23 protein-coding genes and 1 pseudogene are annotated in these 19,838 nt (G+C 43.8%); 23 read left to right on the forward strand and 1 reads right to left on the reverse strand.

Translation table 11 applies throughout. The annotated features are described in order from the left end of the window. Nucleotides 1-280 precede the first annotated feature (280 nt). The 19 genes and pseudogenes from ACYX4M_RS09500 (at nt 281) to rplQ (ending at nt 12,669) form a co-directional block, all read left to right on the forward strand. Nucleotides 281-1,675 carry a DUF4397 domain-containing protein gene (locus ACYX4M_RS09500; RefSeq protein ID WP_476082807.1) on the forward strand — a complete coding sequence of 465 codons (1,395 nt, stop codon included), beginning with the start codon at nt 281-283 and terminating at the stop codon, nt 1,673-1,675. Between the two features lie 132 nt (nt 1,676-1,807). Then, the gene (locus tag ACYX4M_RS09505) at nt 1,808-3,910 is read left to right on the forward strand and encodes a GAF domain-containing hybrid sensor histidine kinase/response regulator (RefSeq protein WP_476082808.1); all 2,103 of its coding nucleotides are present in this window, start codon (nt 1,808-1,810) and stop codon (nt 3,908-3,910) included. Between the two features lie 220 nt (nt 3,911-4,130). After that, nucleotides 4,131-4,499, forward strand: coding sequence for a 50S ribosomal protein L14 (rplN, locus tag ACYX4M_RS09510; protein WP_012519228.1), 369 nt, complete (start codon nt 4,131-4,133; stop codon nt 4,497-4,499). A gap of 12 nt (nt 4,500-4,511) precedes the next feature. Next, nucleotides 4,512-4,826 carry a 50S ribosomal protein L24 gene (gene rplX / locus ACYX4M_RS09515; protein WP_014950912.1) on the forward strand — a complete coding sequence of 105 codons (315 nt, stop codon included), beginning with the start codon at nt 4,512-4,514 and terminating at the stop codon, nt 4,824-4,826. 17 nt (nt 4,827-4,843) lie between these two features. After that, nucleotides 4,844-5,383 (forward strand): 50S ribosomal protein L5, encoded by a 540-nt coding sequence (gene rplE / locus ACYX4M_RS09520; RefSeq protein WP_012519226.1) that lies wholly within the window; start codon nt 4,844-4,846, stop codon nt 5,381-5,383. A 12-nt stretch (nt 5,384-5,395) separates the two neighbouring features. Beyond that, nucleotides 5,396-5,701, forward strand: coding sequence for a 30S ribosomal protein S14 (gene rpsN / locus ACYX4M_RS09525; protein ID WP_012519225.1), 306 nt, complete (start codon nt 5,396-5,398; stop codon nt 5,699-5,701). A gap of 13 nt (nt 5,702-5,714) precedes the next feature. Next, entirely contained in the window at nt 5,715-6,107 is a 393-nt protein-coding gene (gene rpsH / locus ACYX4M_RS09530; protein ID WP_012519224.1) for a 30S ribosomal protein S8, read from the forward strand. Nucleotides 6,108-6,120: 13 nt separating this feature from the next. Continuing rightward, nucleotides 6,121-6,654: a 50S ribosomal protein L6 gene (gene rplF / locus ACYX4M_RS09535; protein ID WP_334059908.1), complete on the forward strand. Its 534-nt coding sequence runs from the start codon at nt 6,121-6,123 to the stop codon at nt 6,652-6,654. A 12-nt stretch (nt 6,655-6,666) separates the two neighbouring features. Next, a complete protein-coding gene (gene rplR, locus ACYX4M_RS09540) occupies nt 6,667-7,020 on the forward strand; it encodes a 50S ribosomal protein L18 (RefSeq protein WP_014950908.1) in 354 nt (117 codons plus the stop codon). Between the two features lie 9 nt (nt 7,021-7,029). After that, nucleotides 7,030-7,530 (forward strand): 30S ribosomal protein S5, encoded by a 501-nt coding sequence (gene rpsE, locus ACYX4M_RS09545; protein ID WP_012519221.1) that lies wholly within the window; start codon nt 7,030-7,032, stop codon nt 7,528-7,530. Between the two features lie 6 nt (nt 7,531-7,536). Next, complete coding sequence (gene rpmD, locus ACYX4M_RS09550) at nt 7,537-7,716, forward strand: 50S ribosomal protein L30 (protein ID WP_012519220.1); 180 nt, start codon at nt 7,537-7,539, stop codon at nt 7,714-7,716. A 3-nt stretch (nt 7,717-7,719) separates the two neighbouring features. Continuing rightward, nucleotides 7,720-8,154: a 50S ribosomal protein L15 gene (rplO, locus tag ACYX4M_RS09555; RefSeq protein WP_012519219.1), complete on the forward strand. Its 435-nt coding sequence runs from the start codon at nt 7,720-7,722 to the stop codon at nt 8,152-8,154. Nucleotides 8,155-8,159: 5 nt separating this feature from the next. Beyond that, nucleotides 8,160-9,478 (forward strand): annotated as a pseudogene (gene secY, locus ACYX4M_RS09560) (preprotein translocase subunit SecY). 38 nt (nt 9,479-9,516) lie between these two features. After that, on the forward strand, nt 9,517-9,633 hold the full coding sequence (gene rpmJ / locus ACYX4M_RS09565; RefSeq protein WP_012519217.1) for a 50S ribosomal protein L36: 117 nt from the start codon (nt 9,517-9,519) through the stop codon (nt 9,631-9,633). A gap of 175 nt (nt 9,634-9,808) precedes the next feature. Further along, nucleotides 9,809-10,165 (forward strand): 30S ribosomal protein S13, encoded by a 357-nt coding sequence (gene rpsM, locus ACYX4M_RS09570; protein WP_012519216.1) that lies wholly within the window; start codon nt 9,809-9,811, stop codon nt 10,163-10,165. 14 nt (nt 10,166-10,179) lie between these two features. Next, complete coding sequence (rpsK, locus tag ACYX4M_RS09575; RefSeq protein WP_012519215.1) at nt 10,180-10,572, forward strand: 30S ribosomal protein S11; 393 nt, start codon at nt 10,180-10,182, stop codon at nt 10,570-10,572. Between the two features lie 24 nt (nt 10,573-10,596). Further along, entirely contained in the window at nt 10,597-11,217 is a 621-nt protein-coding gene (rpsD, locus tag ACYX4M_RS09580; RefSeq protein ID WP_012519214.1) for a 30S ribosomal protein S4, read from the forward strand. A gap of 19 nt (nt 11,218-11,236) precedes the next feature. After that, a complete protein-coding gene (locus ACYX4M_RS09585) occupies nt 11,237-12,226 on the forward strand; it encodes a DNA-directed RNA polymerase subunit alpha (protein ID WP_334059942.1) in 990 nt (329 codons plus the stop codon). 41 nt (nt 12,227-12,267) lie between these two features. After that, a complete protein-coding gene (rplQ, locus tag ACYX4M_RS09590; protein WP_012519212.1) occupies nt 12,268-12,669 on the forward strand; it encodes a 50S ribosomal protein L17 in 402 nt (133 codons plus the stop codon). A gap of 138 nt (nt 12,670-12,807) precedes the next feature. On the opposite strand, the gene ACYX4M_RS09595 is transcribed toward rplQ, so the two are convergent. Beyond that, entirely contained in the window at nt 12,808-13,059 is a 252-nt protein-coding gene (locus tag ACYX4M_RS09595) for a hypothetical protein (protein WP_476082809.1), read from the reverse strand. Between the two features lie 275 nt (nt 13,060-13,334). On the opposite strand from ACYX4M_RS09595, the gene ACYX4M_RS09600 reads away from it, so the two are divergent. The 4 genes from ACYX4M_RS09600 to ACYX4M_RS09615 all read left to right on the forward strand — a co-directional run bounded on the left by ACYX4M_RS09600 (nt 13,335) and on the right by ACYX4M_RS09615 (nt 19,795). After that, the gene (locus tag ACYX4M_RS09600; protein WP_476082810.1) at nt 13,335-14,687 is read left to right on the forward strand and encodes a flagellin N-terminal helical domain-containing protein; all 1,353 of its coding nucleotides are present in this window, start codon (nt 13,335-13,337) and stop codon (nt 14,685-14,687) included. Between the two features lie 222 nt (nt 14,688-14,909). After that, the gene (locus ACYX4M_RS09605) at nt 14,910-16,316 is read left to right on the forward strand and encodes a mannose-1-phosphate guanylyltransferase/mannose-6-phosphate isomerase (protein ID WP_476082811.1); all 1,407 of its coding nucleotides are present in this window, start codon (nt 14,910-14,912) and stop codon (nt 16,314-16,316) included. 210 nt (nt 16,317-16,526) lie between these two features. Further along, nucleotides 16,527-18,809 (forward strand): glycosyltransferase family 2 protein, encoded by a 2,283-nt coding sequence (locus ACYX4M_RS09610; RefSeq protein ID WP_476082812.1) that lies wholly within the window; start codon nt 16,527-16,529, stop codon nt 18,807-18,809. A gap of 101 nt (nt 18,810-18,910) precedes the next feature. Continuing rightward, the gene (locus ACYX4M_RS09615; protein ID WP_476082813.1) at nt 18,911-19,795 is read left to right on the forward strand and encodes a hypothetical protein; all 885 of its coding nucleotides are present in this window, start codon (nt 18,911-18,913) and stop codon (nt 19,793-19,795) included. Nucleotides 19,796-19,838 lie beyond the last annotated feature (43 nt).

Below are 19,838 nucleotides of genomic sequence, written 5' to 3' on the forward strand. Positions count from 1 at the left end.
TGACACTTTTAAAGCCTGCTTATGCAGGCTTTTTTCTGCCTTTTCTAAGAGCTTCCGCCAATAAACACTTTATCAAGCGTACTTTTAAGCTGCCCTGAACTGTCAACTTCTATAAAGAAAAGTCAGCTTTGCAAAGATAGCGTAAAGCCCTGAACTAAGACCTTCTCAGATAGCCATATCGCTGTATTGTGCGAGCGAATATAATCACTTGTTACGTGTGCCAGCTTGCGTTAACACAGTCTTAAACCAATAAAGAACAACTTCAAAGGACATACAATTTATGCAATTGACCTCTCACTCTTTGCGCTTTGGAACTTGGTTCCGTGCAGCGGCAATAGGGCTTGTGGCACTACTAGGGCTTACCGCATGTGGCGGTTCAGACAGCAGCAGCTCAGATTACTCTTATGCGTACATACAGTTTTATAACGCTTCTCCTAACGGCGCCAATGTAGAAATGCGAGAGGTTGATGGAGATAGCTTTGGTTCAGCTCAGTTTGGCGATGCAACATCCATGTTTTCCATGGACGAAGACGAATACGAGCTGGAGTTCATTCGTACAGACTCTGACGATCAAGAAGTTTATATCGACGAAATTACGGTGAATTTAAAAAACAGCTATAAAACCATCATTGTTATGAGCGGTGATTTTAGCAACCCAACTTTTACCACTTACTCGTATGAGCGTGAAACATTGGAGGACCATTTTCGTTTGTTTGCGCTCTCTGTCGCCGCAGATGATTCATCGTATGATTTTTATATGAGTGAATCAGGCGATCCTTTCGAAGCGGCTAACTTTCTCGGTACCGTAACGACGGGCGACATGGTGGAGCTAGAATACTGGGATGCTGATGACGAAAGCGATTACTTCGACGAAGGCGAGTACACGGTTTATCTTACCGAGCCTGGCAGCGACGACGTGGTATTTGAATCACAAACACTGGATTTCGTGTATGAAACTGAGTATCTAATGACCCTTCGTGATGTAAGTGGTGCTATTCAAGAAGGGCTTGTGGTTGACACAGTATTAAACTCTTCAACAGTAACAGCGCTAACTGACGTGGAGGCTGATTCGCAATATCGTATATACAACTCAACAAATCTAGATGCCGAGCTAAATGTTACCTTTGGTGGCAATACAGACGAAGAAGACGTGAGCTTTACGCTAGCAGCGGGTGAAATGTCTGAATTTAGTGCTATCCGTTATGGCGATTATCGCGTAACCGTAACTGACCCATCAGGTACAGTTACATCGCTTAGCAATAAACTAATTACCCTTAACCAAGGTGAAAGTAAAGCTATTCTTATCTATAACATAAACAATCAATTAGGCGCCGCAACCTTTGTTGAGAGTGGCTTACCGCAGGCTTATGATAAGACCGTTAACTTCATTAACCTAGTCAACGACTTCGATGATGTGGATTTCTACTTAGTACGAAACGACGAAACCATTGATACAGCAGAATACGATGTGCAGAACCTAGAGTTCGCAGAAAGCACCAGCGAAGTCCTGCCATCTGATTATTACGAAGTAATCGCGGTGTATGAGGACAATAACGAAGAGCAGGTACTTCTTGATAGAACGGCCTTGTTTGGTTTCACTGAAGAGGAAAACTATATCGTGACGGTAGAGCCTGCAGAGACGCCAACAGGCTATGAGATTAAGGTGCTTTATTAAGCGGTTACTGCCTCAGTTATACTAATTGACGAGAGAAAAAACTTTCATATCTTGAAATATCTCATAAATTTAAAAGGTCAATGTCTTTGGGTTGACCTTTTTTATTTGCAGTTTGGGAGGGCTTCAATCCTCATGAGTATAATTCGAGATCTACATAATATATCTAATGACAGGGTGATGTCTTTAGATGAAAAATTAGAGAATTTACTGCGTATTGGTACTGCGATTCTTCACCTAGAGACAGGAATTGTGAGTAATATTAGAGGTGATCGATACTGTGTGCGAAGTGTTGTTACCCCTGAGGATTCTATACCAAAAGGCGCAGAATTTTCCCTTTGTGATACATATTGCGCAGATGTTGCAAGCGCCGACTCGGTGGTTGCCTATCACGATATCAATATTGACCCCGGTGCTTCCCACCCGTGCTTTGATAAATATACGCTAAAAAGCTATCTCGCTGCTCCTATTCGCGTATTCGGCGAGTTTTATGGGACAGTAAACTTTTCATCGCTTTCCCCAAGAAAAGAGGCATTTAATGCCTTGGAAACAGATTACCTATTGCTCCTATCCACTTGGATTGGCAATGAACTTGAACGTCAGCAAGCGCTAAATAATGTGAATGCGCAGAAAGCCATTTTAGAAGAGCGAAACTCACTACTTAGCCAAATAACCAATTTAGCGGGCGTGGGTACTTGGGAATTAAACATAAACAGTGGCTCGCTAGTGTGGTCTGGCGCGCTAAAACGAATGCTGCATTTACACAGCGAACGCATATTGAAGCCAGATGATGTGGTTAACTTTATTTTTGATGAAGCACAGCGAGAGAAGTACGTAATTCAATTTCAGGAAATGATAAAAACAGGGAAAGGTTTTGAGTGTGAACTCGAAGTGAAAACCGATGCCGGCGAGCCTCGATGGCTTGAGAGTAGAGCCCATCCAATAATGGAAAATGGGCGCTGTATTAAAGTGATAGGCGCCACCGTTGATATCACACAAATGCAGATAGATAAGGCAGTGCTTCAGCACAAAAGCGAACTGGCAGAGAGCGCTCTCAAAGCACGAGGTGAGTTTCTAGCGAACATGAGCCATGAGATTCGAACGCCTATTCATGGCGTACAGGGAATGCTAGAAGCGCTCACAGCTACGCCCCTTAATGCAAAACAGTTGGAGTTAGCGTCTATCGCATCGCAAAGTGCAGACGCTTTGCTCAATATTGTGGACGGGATTTTAGATTATTCTAAGTTCGGTTCAGGAGAAGTTTCATTTGATGAGACGCCTACTAGCCTTACCGAGACCATTGAAGAGCAACTACCAATGTTTTCAAGGCTTGCTAATGAAAAAGGGTTGGAATTTAGCGCAAATATAGCTGAAGTGAAGGGGCTTACTTTTCTTGTAGACAAACTAAGAGTGGGTCAAATCCTCATTAATCTTCTCAACAATGCATTTAAATTTACCAAAGAGGGGAGTGTTGCGTTCGAGGCAAAATGTACGCGGTACGGAAAAGGTCGCTACCGAGTAAAGTTCATCGTGACCGATTCGGGAATTGGCATCAGTGCTGAGCAGCAGAAAATAATATTCACGCCTTTTATACAGGCTGAAAGCTCGACCATGCGTCGTTTCGGTGGAACCGGTTTAGGGTTATCAATCGTCAAACAAATTGTTGAACACTATGACGGAAAAATTGAAGTCAGCAGTGAGCTAGGTATTGGTGCGCGCTTTACTGCAACATTAACGCTAGACGATGCAAACGTAGTCGCAGAAAAAACCTTTGGCCGGGATTTTGTTTATACTCCAAGTAGAGTAGAGCTAAGTAGGGTCAAAGCGCTAATAGTTGAAGATAACGAAATTAATCAACTTGTGATAAAAGAGCAGCTACGCGAGATAGGGCTCGAGAGTGACTTGGCTGTTAATGGCAAAGAAGCGTTAGAGAAAGTGGAGCGCTCTATTACAGAAAGGAATACATATGCCATTATACTCATGGATTGCCACATGCCTGTTATGGATGGATTAGAGGCATCTCAGCATATAAGGAATATAAACCACGAGGCCGCTGAAGTGCCAATAATAGCTTTAACCGCTAACGCATTAACTGGCGATAAAGAAAAGTGCTTGAAATCTGGCATGGACGACTTCATATCAAAACCTGTTGGTGTAAGCCGTTTAAAAGAATGTGTTTTTCGTCACTTAAGTAAGCAGTTTGAAAACAAGGTATCTGCGCTAAAAGATCCTGCTTGATAACCTATGACGTGGTTATCAGCCCCGGCTTTTAGTCGGGGCTTTTTTATTGCTCACATAGTTTAAAAATAATTCAATTTACCGCTATCACTTCCCAAAGTTTTCTGTTATTATTTCGCGCCCTTTTTATGGGGGTATGTACATAAAAGCAACGACATCCAGTTGTTTTTAGCAGCACTAACGACTCGGGAGAGTCTTAATTTAAGAGCGGAGCACTAACATGATCCAAATGCAAACTAACCTGGACGTTGCAGACAACAGCGGCGCTCGCAGGGTTCAGTGTATTAAGGTTCTTGGTGGCTCGCATCGCCGTTATGCAGGTATCGGTGACATCATCAAAGTTACTGTTAAGGAAGCAATTCCTCGCGGTAAAGTTAAAAAAGGTGACGTACTGAATGCAGTGGTGGTGCGTACTAGAAAAGGCGTTCGTCGTGCAGATGGTTCTACCATTCGTTTTGACGGTAACGCGGCTGTTATGCTTAATGCTAACAAGCAACCAATTGGTACGCGTATCTTTGGCCCGGTTACCCGTGAGTTGAGAAGTGAAAACTTCATGAAAATCATCTCATTGGCCCCAGAGGTACTATAAGGAGTCACGATAATGGCTAATAAAATTCGTCGTGATGATGAAGTAGTCGTATTAGCGGGTAAAGACAAAGGCAAACAAGGCAAAGTCCTTAAAGTGCTTATTGCTGATAACCGTGTAATTGTAGAAGGCGTTAATCTTGTCAAGAAGCACACCAAGCCAAACCCACAACTGGGCGTAGCTGGTGGCATCGTTGAGAAAGAAGCTTCTATTCACGTTTCTAATGTTGCGATTGTTAACCCGGCAACGGGCAAAGCAGATCGCGTTGGTTTCCGTTTCGAAGACGAGAAGAAAGTACGTTTCTTCAAGTCTAACGGCGAACTTGTTTAATTATATTGGAGAGTACGATGGCGAAACTGCATGATTTCTATAAAGAAACAGTAGTAGCTGAACTTGCTAAGCAGTTCGGATACAAAAGCGTCATGCAAGTCCCTCGGATTGAAAAAATCACTCTAAACATGGGTTTAGGTGAAGCAGTTGCTGACAAAAAGGTACTTGAGAATGCTCAAGCTGACATGACGGCTATCGCCGGTCAGAAGCCTGTTGTTACAGTTGCTAGAAAATCAGTAGCGGGTTTTAAAATCCGTGAAGGTTATCCGATTGGCTGTAAAGTAACCCTACGCGGCGAGCGTATGTGGGAATTCCTAGAGCGTTTGATTTCAATCGCTATTCCACGTGTTCGCGATTTCCGTGGTTTGAATCCTAAATCATTCGACGGACGTGGTAACTACAGCATGGGCGTGCGTGAGCAAATCATTTTCCCTGAAATCGATTTCGATAAAGTGGATAAGGTTCGCGGTATGGATATTACTATCACTACCAGTGCGAATACTAATGACGAAGCACGTGCTCTGCTGGACGCGTTTAACTTCCCATTCAAAAAGTAGGGGTGTAGGGTTATGGCAAAAGAATCAATGAAGGCACGCGAAGCTAAGCGTACTAAGCTAGTAGCTAAGTATGCTGAGAAGCGCGCCGCACTTAAAGCGATTATCAGCGATGTTAACGTTTCTGAAGAAGAGCGTTGGGACGCTGTTCTGAAGCTACAACAACTGCCACGTGACTCTAGTTCTTCACGTCAACGTAACCGTTGCCGTGTAACTGGTCGTCCACATGGTTACCTACGCAAATTCGGTCTTAGCCGTATTAAGCTTCGCGAAGCAGCGATGCGCGGTGAAGTCCCTGGCCTTAAGAAAGCCAGCTGGTAAGGAGTAGCTGATAATGAGCATGCAAGATCCTATCGCGGATATGTTTACCCGCATCCGTAACGGCCAGATGGCACAGAAAGTTTCTGTGACTATGCCTTCTTCAAAACTTCGCGTTGCAATCTGTGAAGTATTGAAAGCAGAAGGTTATATCACTGACTTCGCTGCTTCTGGTGACGTTAAGCCTGTTTTAGAAGTTACGCTTAAGTACTTCGAAGGCAAGCAAGTAATTGACACTATCGAACGTGTAAGCCGTCCTGGTCTGCGCATCTATAAGAAAAAAGATGAGCTTCCAAAGGTTATGGGTGGTTTAGGCGTAGCTATCGTGTCGACTTCTAAAGGTGTGATGACTGACCGTGCAGCGCGTAACGCTGGCATGGGCGGTGAGATCATCGGTTATGTAGCATAACGGAGGAGTTGAAATGTCACGTATAGCAAAAGCCCCAGTAGACGTTGTATCAGGTGTAGAAGTTTCTATCTCTGGTCAAGAAGTTACTGTTAAAGGTAGTAAAGGCACTTTGACCCGCGTTTTCAACGACGCTGTAGAAGTTGCACAGGAAGAGAACCAACTTAAAGCACTTCCACGTGAAGGTTTCGCTGACAGCTGGGCACAAGCAGGTACTGCTCGCTCTATCCTAAACGCAATGGTTCAAGGTGTTTCAGAAGGTTTCGAGAAAAAACTTACATTGTTAGGTGTTGGTTACCGTGCACAAGCACAAGGTGCCAAGCTAAACCTTACACTAGGTTTCTCTCACCCTGTAGTATACGAAATGCCTGAAGGCATTACGGTTGAAACTCCTAGCCAAACTGAAATCGTCGTTAAAGGCGCCGATAAGCAGGTGGTTGGTCAGGTTGCGGCGAACATTCGTGGTTACCGTCCACCAGAGCCTTACAAAGGTAAAGGTGTACGTTACGCTGACGAACACGTACGTCGTAAAGAAGCTAAGAAAAAGTAGGTGGGTGATACGATGGATAAGAAAACAGCTCGCATTCGTCGCGCTACTCGCGCACGAGCAAAAATTCGTGAACTGGCCGCGCATCGCTTGGTAGTTAACCGTACACCTCGCCACATCTACGCTCAGTTAATCGCTCCATGCGGTTCTGAAGTGTTGGCAGCGGCTTCAACTGTTGAGAAAGATCTTGCAAAAGATCTTAAGTCTACAGGTAACGCTGAAGCAGCGACGGTAGTCGGTAAAGCAATCGCAGAGCGCGCGCTTGAGAAAGGCATTAAAACAGTGGCTTTCGATCGTAGTGGTTTCCAATACCACGGTCGCGTTAAAGCATTAGCTGATGCAGCTCGCGAAGCTGGTCTTCAGTTCTAGGAGTTTATAATGGCTAAACAAGACGTTCAAAATGGTGAATTTCTAGAGAAATTGATCGCTGTAAACCGCGTTTCTAAAGTGGTTAAAGGTGGTCGTATCTTTAGTTTCACTGCATTGACAGTAGTGGGTGACGGTAACGGTCGCGTTGGTTTTGGTTACGGTAAGGCACGTGAAGTACCTGCTGCAATCCAAAAAGCAATGGAAAAGGCACGTCGCAACATGGTTGACGTAGACCTTAACGGTCACACGTTACAACACCCGATTAAAGGTCGTCACTCTGGCTCTAAAGTTTACATGCAGCCAGCATCTGAAGGTACCGGTATTATTGCCGGTGGTGCGATGCGTGCAGTACTTGAAGTAGCTGGTGTACAAAACGTACTTTCAAAATGTTACGGCTCTACAAACCCAATCAACGTTGTACGTGCAACAATCAACGCGCTAACAGAAATGAATAGCCCGGCGAAAGTTGCTGCGAAGCGTGGATTGTCTGTAGAAGAAATTTTGGGGTAATCAGACATGGCAACGATTAAAGTAAAGCAAACTAAAAGTGCAATTGGCCGCTTGCCAAAGCACAAAGCTACGCTTAAAGGTTTAGGCCTTCGTAAAATCAACCATGTTCGTGAACTGGAAGATACCCCAGCCGTTCGTGGCATGATCAACCGTGTACATTACATGGTTGAGATAGTGGAGGAGTAAGACATGCGTTTAAATACAATTTCTCCAGCCGAAGGTTCAAAGCCTACTGGTAAGCGTTCTGGTCGTGGTATCGGCTCAGGTCTTGGTAAAACAGGTGGCGTAGGTCACAAAGGTCAAAAAAGCCGTTCAGGTGGCCGTGTTAAGCCAGGATTCGAAGGTGGTCAGATGCCTATCCAGCGTCGTCTTCCTAAGTTCGGTTTCACTTCACGCAAGAGCTTCGTTACTGATCAAGTAACTCTTGCTGAAATCGCGAAGGTTGATGGTGATACTGCGTCTCTTGAGACTTTAAAAGCAGCTGGACTTGTTAAGAAAGAAATCCAGTTCGTTAAAGTTGTAAAGAGCGGTGAAGTTTCACGCGCTGTTACAGTAAGCGGGTTAAAGGTTACTAAAGGCGCTAAAGAAGCGATTGAAGCTGCTGGCGGTAAAGTAGAGGAATAAGCTAGATGGCTAAACCAGGATTGGATTCAGGCGCTAAAAGCGGCTTGAGTGAGCTTAAGGCAAGATTGTTGTTCGTACTTGGTGCGATTGTTGTATTCAGACTAGGTTCTTATGTTCCTATCCCTGGCATCGATCCAGCGGTACTTGCTGACTTGTTCGAGCAACAAAAAGGCACCATTGTAGAAATGTTTAACATGTTCTCTGGTGGTGCGCTTGAGCGTGCATCCGTTCTGGCTTTGGGCATTATGCCATACATTACTGCATCCATTATCATGCAGTTGCTCTCGGTGGTTCATCCACCGATGGTGGAGCTTAAAAAAGAAGGCGAAGCAGGCCGTCGTAAAATTAGTCAGTACACGCGTTATTTAACGCTTGTATTGGCTATCTTCCAATCTATTGGAATTTCGACTGGTTTGCCTAACCTGATTAATGGATTGGTGATAAACCCTGGCTTCGGATTCTACTTTACGGCAGTGGTGAGTCTAGTCACAGGAACTATGTTCCTTATGTGGTTAGGTGAGCAAATTACCGAACGAGGTATTGGTAACGGTATCTCTATATTGATTTTTGCTGGTATTGTTGCCGGTCTGCCAACAGCGATAGGTCAGACTGCGGAACAAGCAAGGCAGGGCGACATTAACTTGTTGTTCCTACTGTTGATTGGCGTGATTGTTATTGCTCTTACATACCTAGTTGTATTTGTAGAGCGCGGACAGCGCAGAATTGTGGTAAACTATGCAAAACGTCAGCAAGGCCGTCAGGTTTTTGCTGCGCAAAGCACCCATTTACCGCTAAAAGTCAACATTGCTGGTGTAATTCCACCAATCTTTGCTTTAGCATTATTCTGTTCCCGGGTACCATCGCAGGATGGTTCGGACAGAATGAATCAACAGCGTGGTTGCAAGATGTAGCGCTTATGCTATCTCCTGGTCAACCGCTGTACGTGATGTTATACGCAGCTGCGATTATCTTCTTCTGCTTCTTCTACACGGCGTTGGTATTCAACCCGCGTGATACAGCAGACAACTTGAAGAAGTCTGGCGCGTTCATCCCAGGCATCCGCCCGGGTGAGCAAACGTCACGATACATTGACAAGGTAATGACTCGCCTTACACTGGCTGGCGCACTGTACATAACCTTTATTTGTTTAGTGCCTGAATTCATGCTAATCGCTTGGAATGTTCCGTTCTACTTCGGTGGTACGTCGCTTCTAATTATTGTAGTGGTTATCATGGACTTTATGGCACAAGTACAGACACATTTGATGTCTAGTCAATATGAGTCTGTGCTGAAGAAAGCTAACCTTAAAGGCTACGGCCGATAAGTTAGCCCCTTAATATTGATAGAAAGGGGAAAGATGTAATGAAAGTTCGTGCATCAGTAAAAAAGATTTGCCGTAACTGTAAAGTTATCAAGCGCAACGGTGTTGTGCGTGTAATTTGCAGTTCTGACCCAAAGCATAAGCAGCGTCAGGGCTAATCTAAGCGGAACAAGATATTCGCAAAGCTAAGTAAGCAGAACCTAGATAGTACTTGTCTGGTTCTGCTAGTTTTGTTTTAAAGTATTTTGAACCTTAATTTGCAATTTAGTCGACGGGTAAGTATCCTATCGGGCTTTTTAGGTCGTCGACAAATAAACAAGAGGAGTGCTGTTAATGGCCCGTATCGCTGGCATTAACATTCCTGAGCACAAGCATGCTGTAATCGCTATCCAAGCGATCTATGGCGTTGGTCCCACACGTGCGAAAAGCATTTGTGCGGGTGCTGGTGTTGCAGAAAATACAAAAATCAAAGAGCTAGACGAAGCTACTATTGATAAGCTTCGTGACGAAGTGGCTAAATTCACCGTTGAAGGTGATCTACGCCGTGAAGTCTCTATGAGCATCAAACGTTTGATGGACCTGGGTTGCTTCCGTGGTATTCGCCACCGTCGTAGCTTGCCTCTACGTGGTCAGCGCACTAAAACTAATGCGCGTACCCGTAAAGGTCCTCGTAAGCCAATTAAGAAGTAAACGGGGAGTAAGTTATGGCTAAAGCACCAGCTCGTAGCACGCGTAAGCGCGCTAAACGTCAGGTTGCAGACGGAATGGCTCATATCCATGCGTCTTTCAACAACACAATTGTGACTATTACAGACCGTTCAGGCAATGCACTAGCATGGGCGACATCTGGTGGTTCTGGTTTCCGTGGTTCACGTAAATCTACCCCATTTGCTGCACAGGTAGCTGCTGAGCGTGCAGGTGTTGCTGCACAAGAATACGGTCTTAAGAACCTTGAAGTATTCGTTAAAGGTCCAGGTCCAGGCCGTGAGTCTGCGATCCGTGCTCTTAACGCTACAGGTTATAAGATCACAAACATTACCGATGTGACCCCTATTCCTCACAACGGTTGTCGTCCACCGAAAAAACGTCGCGTTTAATCGACGGACAGTTGGAGAAAGATCATGGCAAGATATTTGGGTCCAAAACTCAAACTTAGCCGTCGCGAAGGAACTGACCTGTTCCTAAAAAGCGGCGTTCGCGCAATCGATTCTAAATGTAAAATCGATACAGCGCCTGGTCAGCACGGTGCCCGTCGTGGCCGTCTGTCTGACTACGGTGTTCAGCTGCGTGAAAAACAAAAAGTTCGTCGTATGTACGGCGTTCTGGAAAAACAATTCCGCAACTACTATAAAGAAGCTGCACGTCTAAAAGGCAACACAGGTGAAAACTTGCTACAGCTTTTAGAACAGCGTCTTGATAACGTAGTTTACCGTATGGGTTTCGCTAGCACTCGTGCTGAAGCACGTCAGCTAGTTAGCCACAAGGCGATCATGGTAAATGGTCAAGTTGTGAACATCCCATCGTTTAACGTTTCTGCCGAAGACGTGGTTTCTGTTCGTGAAAAGGCTAAAAAGCAAGCGCGTATCGTTGCTGCTTTGGAACTGGCTGACCAACGTGAGAAGCCAACCTGGATTGAAGTAGACAGCAGCAAAATGGAAGGCACTTTCAAGCGCGTTCCTGAAAGAACTGACCTGTCTGCGGAAATTAACGAACAGTTGATCGTCGAACTTTACTCTAAGTAAAGCTAACTAAAGAGGAAGCATTGTGGGTTCTGTGACTGAATTCCTAAAACCGAGATTAGTTGAGATCGAAAACGTTTCTCCTACTCGTGCCAAAGTAACTTTGGAACCACTAGAGCGCGGCTTTGGCCACACTCTAGGTAACGCCCTACGTCGTATTTTACTGTCATCTATGCCAGGATGTGCAGTTACCGAGGTAGAAATTGACGGCGTTCTTCACGAGTACAGCACCAAAGAAGGTGTTCAGGAAGACGTAATTGAGATTTTGCTAAACCTTAAAGGTTTAGCGGTTCGCCTTGAAGGTAAAACTGAGGCAACCCTAACTCTAGTGAAATCTGGCGCTGGCCCTGTTGTTGCTGGTGATATTCAGCATGATGGCGACGTAGAAATTGCAAACCCTGAGCATGTAATTTGTACTTTAACTGGCGAAGCTGAAATCAGCATGCGCATTAAAGTAGAAATGGGCCGTGGTTATGTACCAGCTTCTACCCGTCGCTCCTCTGAAGAAGATGATCGTCCAATTGGTCGTTTGTTAGTTGACGCTTCATACAGCCCAGTTGAACGTATTGCTTACACTGTTGAGTCTGCACGTGTTGAACAACGTACAGACCTTGACAAACTAATCATCGACATGGAGACGAACGGTACTTTGGATCCTGAAGAAGCGATCCGCCGTTCTGCTACTATCCTAGCTGAACAGCTAGATGCATTCGTAGACTTACGTGATGTATCTGAGCCAGAAGCGAAAGAAGAGAAGCCAGAATTCGATCCGATTCTGCTTCGCCCAGTAGATGACCTAGAGCTAACAGTACGTTCTGCAAACTGTTTGAAAGCAGAAGCTATCCAGTACATTGGTGACCTGGTACAGCGCACTGAGGTTGAGCTACTTAAAACGCCAAACCTTGGTAAGAAATCGCTAACTGAAATCAAAGATGTTCTAGCATCTCGTGGTCTTTCTCTAGGTATGCGCCTAGAAAACTGGCCGCCAGAGAGCATCGCTGAAAAAGATTAATCAGGTTTTTATCAAACTGATTTGTAGAGAAGGATAAAACTATGCGCCATCGTAAGAGTGGTCGTCAGTTGAATCGCAACAGCAGCCATCGTCAAGCTATGTTCAAAAACATGGCCGGTTCTTTGGTCAAGCACGAAGTGATCAAAACTACGTTACCAAAAGCGAAAGAATTACGTCGCGTAATCGAGCCTCTAATCACTATGGCTAAAGAAGACAGCGTTGCAAACCGCCGTCTAGCTTTTGCCCGCACTGGTGACAAAGAGGTTGTAGGTAAACTATTCAACGAGCTTGGTCCTCGTTACGAAGCTCGTCCAGGCGGTTACACTCGCATTCTTAAATGCGGTTTCCGTGCTGGCGACAATGCCCCAATGGCATATGTTGAGCTAGTTGACCGTCCAGTTGTAGAAGCTGAAGAAGAAGCAGTAGAAGCAACTGAAGAGTAATTAATACTCGATTAGAAAAAGGGGCCTGAGTGAAAACTCAGGCCCCTTTTTTTGTATGTATAACTCAAAGTGCGCGATACGTTCCATAGACCCCCCATACACAGGAGGGACAAAAGAACGTCTAACTATTCCATTGTTCTAATAGTTCTCGGCAAGTCCAGAATACCGCTTACAAGCGGCTGTCTCTTCATCAGAGTTGAGAAGCGCATCGCAACTTTGCTTAGCCATCGAATTAAGGCAATCAGTGGCGGGTTCAATAAGTTCATGTTCGTTACCTAAATGAGCAATGCTCAAATACTGACCACATATCTCGTCTATCATATTAGACATCATAGATCTCATTTCAGGTGGAAACTCGTCATTAGCGCTTATCTCCTGTCCGATACACATTTTACTCTTATCACATAATTTTGTGGCCGCATTGTTTAATGCCGTAGTATTTATTTGGTTGTACTAAACTTGTACAGGTATGTTACATAACCGAACATATATTTAAAGTCTAGCGTTGAAAACGGTGATTTACGTAAGTGCCGGATGCTATTTGAATTAAAGTTAGATTGTCGTTCTTAACGCGTAAGAGGCTTGTTGGCGTGCTTATTGCTGCAACATACATATAAACTATGTCCACTTAATTTAACTAAGATTAAAGCGTAAAAGGAACTAGCGTGCTATCGGTTACAGGAAATTACCAGTCTTTAGGTCTTTCAACTTTACAAAATACCGCGCTATCAACGCGTCTAGAGCGTTTAAGTTCAGGGCTAAGAATAAACAGCGCTGCTGACGACAGTGCTGGACTTCAAATATCTAATAGACTTGCTTCAGAGAAAAAAGCCTATACGCAACTGAATCGCAACCTAAATGACGGTATAAGCTATGCACAAATTGCAGAGGGTGGACTGCAAGAATCTGCCGCTATACTGCAACGAATGCGGCAGCTGGCAATACAGTCTCAGAACGGAATCAATAATGTCAACGACCGTGCAGCATTGGATAAAGAATTCCAGCAGCTAAAAAATGCACTGAATGGCATTGCGTACAATACCGAAGCGTTTAATCGTTTACCCCTAGTGGATGATAGCGATCTGCTTTCTGCTAACGTCCCATCCATAAGTGATACATTCACGAATGGTGTAAGTCGAAGTATGACAAGCGGATTACGCTCTATCGCTTATATTCCCGCGGGCTCTACCAACATACAGATTAACTTGAACGATAATGGTGCTAATGACGATATCCAAGTGTTTACTGTAGATGGTAAACACTTAGCGGGCACCACTTTGTCTGCGGGAACATGGAATAGTAACGGCATTTCAAATAGTGCATCCATAGAAAGTACGTTCTTCTTACCAACTAATGGGTATGAAGCAACTGCAAGTTATGATGACAGCAATTTGCTAACTATAGGTACAGCAACTATAGATGGGAATAGTATTTCATTCACCGGAGATCAAAACGCAAGTGGTAACCTTAATGAAACCCTTACAATCGCAAGTAATGCTCAGCCGTTAATAATCTCTGTAATTGGTTCGGGTGCTTTCAATGTAACTGCGTCGTGGACGTCGCTTGGAAACGAAGGCGGACCAACCTTCACATTAGGCCCGGTAGACATAACCGCTACAAACCAACTTGGTGTTGGCACTGATTTCATTGAACTAAGTAAGACACCCGCTACGTTGACTGACCTTGGGTTAGATGGCACATCACTACAGAACGAAAGCGATGCAGAAAGCGCACTCGAGCGAATAGATAGCGCTTTGCAGTCCGTAAGCAAAAGCCGAGCATTTTACGGCGCGAAAATTAATCAAATGTCATCAGCTATTAGAAACAATGCGATAGGCTTCGAAAATATAAGCCGCGCCCATTCACAAATAACGGACGCAGATTTTGCGTCAGAAACCGTACTACTTACTCAAGCGCAAATAGTAGAACAAGCGAGTGTTTCTGTTCGCGCTCAGGCTAAATCTAGCGATGAGCAGGTATTGGGGTTGTTGAATGACACAGTTAGTCAAAGCGCATGAATAAAGGGGTCAGAGTCACAACTCTGACCCTAAAACTTTAATTGTAATATCCTTAATCGTTGCGCCATAAATTCAAAATGCCACGTTTTCAGTCACTAGTGTTTGCACTGTAAGACAGTACAACTTTGCCATTTAATCGTAATACAAACCTTTGTATACTAAACAGAGAATATATAAATAACAGGACGTGGGCACAGAACCCACACATCAAGGATATTACAAATGAAACCAGTAGTATTAGCTGGCGGCTCAGGTAGTCGCTTATGGCCAAAATCGCGTGCAGCGCTTCCAAAGCAGTTTTTGTCTCTTACATCAGACAGCACCATGCTTCAAGACACAATCACACGCTTAAAAGGCACGCCAGCTCAAAACCCCATCTTCATTTGTAACGATGCACACCGCTTTTTGGTTGCAGAGCAGCTTCGTCAAAAAGACATTCAACATGGCGGCATTCTTTTAGAGCCTGTTGGTCGTAATACGGCACCGGCAATTGCATTAGCTGCACTACACGCCACAATTAATGGCGAAGACCCTGTTCTTCTTGTCCTAGCTGCAGATCACCTTATTAAAAACAACCAAGCATTTCACACTGCTATTGCTAAGGCCGAAAAGCTGGCAGAGCAGGGTAAACTTGTTACTTTCGGTATTGTTCCTGACCAGCCGCATACCGGGTATGGTTATATCAAAGCTGGTGGGCAAGCGGGCGATGGTTTTGAAGTAGCACAGTTTGTGGAAAAGCCTGCTTTGGAAACTGCAAAAGAGTATGTAGATTCGGGCAGTTACTACTGGAATAGCGGTATGTTTATGTTTAAAGCAAGCCGTTACTTGGAAGAGTTAGGAAAATACAACCCTGAAATGCTAGACGTGTGTAAGCGTGCTATCGACACAGAAACACCAGATCTAGATTTCATCCGTGTTGACCACGACATTTTTGCGACTTGCCCAGACGATTCAATCGATTACGCGGTAATGGAAAAAACCTATAGCGCAGCTATGGTTCCATTAGACGCAGGTTGGAGCGACGTGGGGAGTTGGTCGTCACTATGGGAAACTGCAGAGAAAGACGAAAACGGCAATGCTACTGTAGGCGATACTATCTTAGAAAACACTAAGAACAGTTATGTTAATGCTGAGCAGCGTCTGGTATCAGTAATTGGGCTAGAAGACGTTATCGTAGTAGAAACCAAAGATGCCGTTATGGTGGCACATAAGAACGATGCGCAAAGCATTAAAACGGTAGTGAACAAACTTAAAGCAGAGCACCGCGCTGAGTTCAAATTCCACCGTGAAGTATTCCGTCCATGGGGAAGCTACGATTCTATTGATAGCGGCGCCCGTTTCCAAGTAAAACGCATTACGGTTAAGCCAGGTGAAAAACTATCTGTTCAAATGCATCATCATCGCGCTGAGCATTGGATTGTAGTATCTGGCAGTGCAAACGTAACTATTGATGAAAAAACACAGCTAGTTACAGAAAACGAGTCGGTCTACATTCCTATTGGTGCGGTTCATGCGTTAGAAAACCCTGGAAAGATTCCTCTAGAGCTTATTGAAGTGCAGTCAGGTGCATATCTTGGTGAAGACGATATTGTGCGTTTTTCTGATAGATATGGGCGCGTTGCCAAATAAATCAGAATAATATTTCAAAAAAGCACCGTAAGGTGCTTTTTTCTTATCTAAGGCACTCTCTAGAAGTTAAAATGACGAATATCCTGTGTTGCCACTATTTGAAATAGTATATTATTAGGGACAATAGCTGGTTTGCATGCTCAGTAGCTGAACCATGCAATATTAAGGAAAGCAGTTTAGCATTGCATAGGAATAGGGTGTTTACGCATTTTGTTATCAAAAGTACTAAAGCCATCTAATCTGAAACGATTAGCATATCGGCTAGCCAAAAAGTTAATCATTGTCCCTCACCACCAGTTGAATGAAACCACGATCGAAAGTAATGGCTCTAGCTGGTTGTCAACTGGTGATGATCCACAGTTTATTATTCATCCTGCTCGCCGCATACCTTCACGAACCTTTGCGAAAGGATGGTATCTTCTTCGCGTAAAAATAACTGAAGCGAACCATCAGTCGCACGTGGGAAAGTTGTATTCCAATTTACAGAAAGGCGAGCTAGCCACTGTTGATGTGCCATGGCATAGCACTAAATTTGTAAACCGCCTTTTCTATCTTGAAAATAACAATGGTATGCTTCGCTTCGACCCTTGTGAAGCAGAAACTGAGTTTACTCTAAACACGTTCATGATTTCGAAAGTGCCGTCTTTCATTGCGATGCGACACATGAAACAGCGATTATATAAGCTGCTCAGCCATGTCGATGATGTAGAAGAGTACCTTGATACAAACCGAAAGCTTAACGGTGGAACGTTAATAGAGACAGTATACGAAGAATACAATAAAACCTTTACCACAGGAGTGATGGAAAAAAGCTATCCGTTTTGGGTTGAGTTTGATGAGCCGCGCGCGTTACAGAAAATGCAGCAAACCTTCACCTCAGAACAGTCAGAAGTAAAGTTTTCTATTATTCTTCCTACTTACAACACTGACCCTATTTATTTAAGAGAGTGTATCGATTCTGTTCTTCGGCAAGCTCACAAAAATTGGGAATTATGTATTGCCGATGATGCGTCGACCAACGCAGAGACTATTAGCACATTAGAGTCATACGCACAAAAGCACGCCAATATTAAATTGAACCTGCTGAGCGAAAACGGGCATATTTCCAAATCAAGTAACGCCGCTTTAAGTATGGTAACTAGCGACTACGTTCTACTGCTTGACCATGACGATACGTTACCTGCTCACACGTTATCCTTCTTTGCGAAAGCTATAACGGACAACGCAAACGCGAAAGTGCTTTATGGCGACGAAGATAAAATAGACGAGCAGGGCAATCGCCATCAGCCGCACTTTAAACCTGATTGGAACCCAGATTTACTTCTAAGCCAAAACTACATATGTCACCCCGTAGTGTACAAAACAAGCGTGCTTAAAAAGATAGGTGGATTTAGAGTAGGTGTAGAAGGTTCGCAAGATCACGATTTACTTTTGCGGGCGACGGCCGGCCTTAAGCATGATGAAGTTGTGCATTTACCTTTCATTCTTTATCACTGGCGTGTTATTGAGAACTCGACAGCCTCGAATGCTTCCGCTAAGTCGTACACGACAGATGCTGGCATTGAAGCCATAAGACATTTCCTCGAACATTCAGGCCAAGATGCTACAGTTGATAAAGGCAATTATCCAAATACGTATAAGGTTAATTGGGCGCTGCCAAATGAGCAACCACTCGTTAGCTTGGTCATTCCGACAAGAGATGGTTATGACATTTTAAAGCAGTGTTTAGAGTCTATTTATGACAAGACCTCATACAAGAACTTCGAAATTATTGTTGTAGATAATCAAACGACCTGTGATAAAACACTGGGCCTCTTCAGTGAGTACACTAATACCAAAGCTAATTTCAGAGTTTTAAAATGGGATAAGCCTTTCAACTATTCTGCTATTAACAACTTTGCAGTCTTCCAGGCCGAAGGTGAAGTAGTTGGGCTAGTTAACAACGATATCGAAGTTATAAACGAAGACTGGTTATCAGAAATGGTATCGCATGCCCTTAGGCCTGAAATTGGCTGTGTAGGTGCGAAGCTTTATTACCCTAACGATACTATCCAGCATGCGGGCGTAGTACTCGGTATAGGCGGAGTAGCCGGTCACTCTCACAAATATTTCCATAAGAACGAACCGGGATATTTTACCCGTTTGCATCTTGTTCAAAATATGTCAGCGGTTACAGCAGCATGCTTACTAGTCCGCAAAAATGTGTTTGAAGAGGTTGGTGGGTTAAACGAACAAGACTTAACAGTTGCCTTTAATGACGTCGATTTTTGCTTAAAAGTTCACACCGCAGGCTACCGAAACCTATTTACCCCGTGGGCTGAACTTTACCATCACGAGTCGATAAGCCGCGGTGAAGAAGATACGCCAGAGAAAGTGGCGCGATTTAATAAAGAAAGTGAGTATATGAAGGATAAGTGGAAAAAACTGCTGTGCAATGACACAGCTTATAACCCTAATTTGTCCAATACCCATGAAAACTTTTCGCTGCGTTAGGCTCTGAACAACTAGAAGTATTATGAACAATTTTCCCTTATTTTTTATCCATATTCCTAAAACCGCTGGCTCAAGTTTTCGTGTAGCTGCAGAACAATATTTTGGGCCGGAAGCTTACTTTTTTTGACTACGGTACAGGCTCAAACGAAACTCATCCTGATATTTTAAAGTTTGAATACGAGTCTAAAGACAGGTATCTGGCGGGCAAGAGCATAAAGAAAAATGCAAAGTTTTTGTCAGGGCATGTCATTTACCCCAAGTACGCTCCATTCTTTCCGGCAAAGAGCGTAATAACGTTTGTTCGTGACCCTGCCCAACAAGTGCGTTCACACTATGAACACTTTTCAAGACTTCACGATTATAAAGGCAGCTTCGAAGATTTTATAAAAGAAAACCGCTTTGCCAATATGCAGTCTAAAGCATTAAATGGAGTTTGGACTGATGCTATCGGCTTTATTGGTATTACGGAACGCTACAATGAATCAATAGCTCTGTTTAATAAATACTATGGAACCGATATTAAAGTACTAGATATAAACAAAAATACGGCCAAAGCATCCGATACTTATACGTTCACTGAGAGTGAAACTTCACTTATCAAAAAAATGAACGCGAAGGACTATGAGCTTTACAATTTCGCGCTAGATCGCTTTACGTTACATAAAGAGTTGTTAGATAAAGAGCTTCCCTTAGTTCGATTTGGCCAGATGAATATTTTGCCGAAAGACAAAGGTAAGCAACTTAATATATGGGCGTGTTGTTACGAGCAAGAAGAAGCGTTGGAAGCCGATATATTACTAGATGGAAAAGCTGTCGAGCTCATTAAGCTATCTGACTACAGGGCGTTAGCCTCAGAAAGAAATATTCATCGCGATGGGTATATTGGGAAGTCTTACAAATATCCAAATACTTTCAAAAACGGTCAAACAATTAAAGTTGTAGAAAAGCAAACGCAGATAGTGATTTTTGAAGATGTTGTTAGCTAAAAAGCAAACTTCCGATACTGTTAGGTCTATTGAAATAGTCTCA

The sequence above is a fragment of the Alteromonas sp. ABV4_150 genome, from assembly GCF_056311745.1.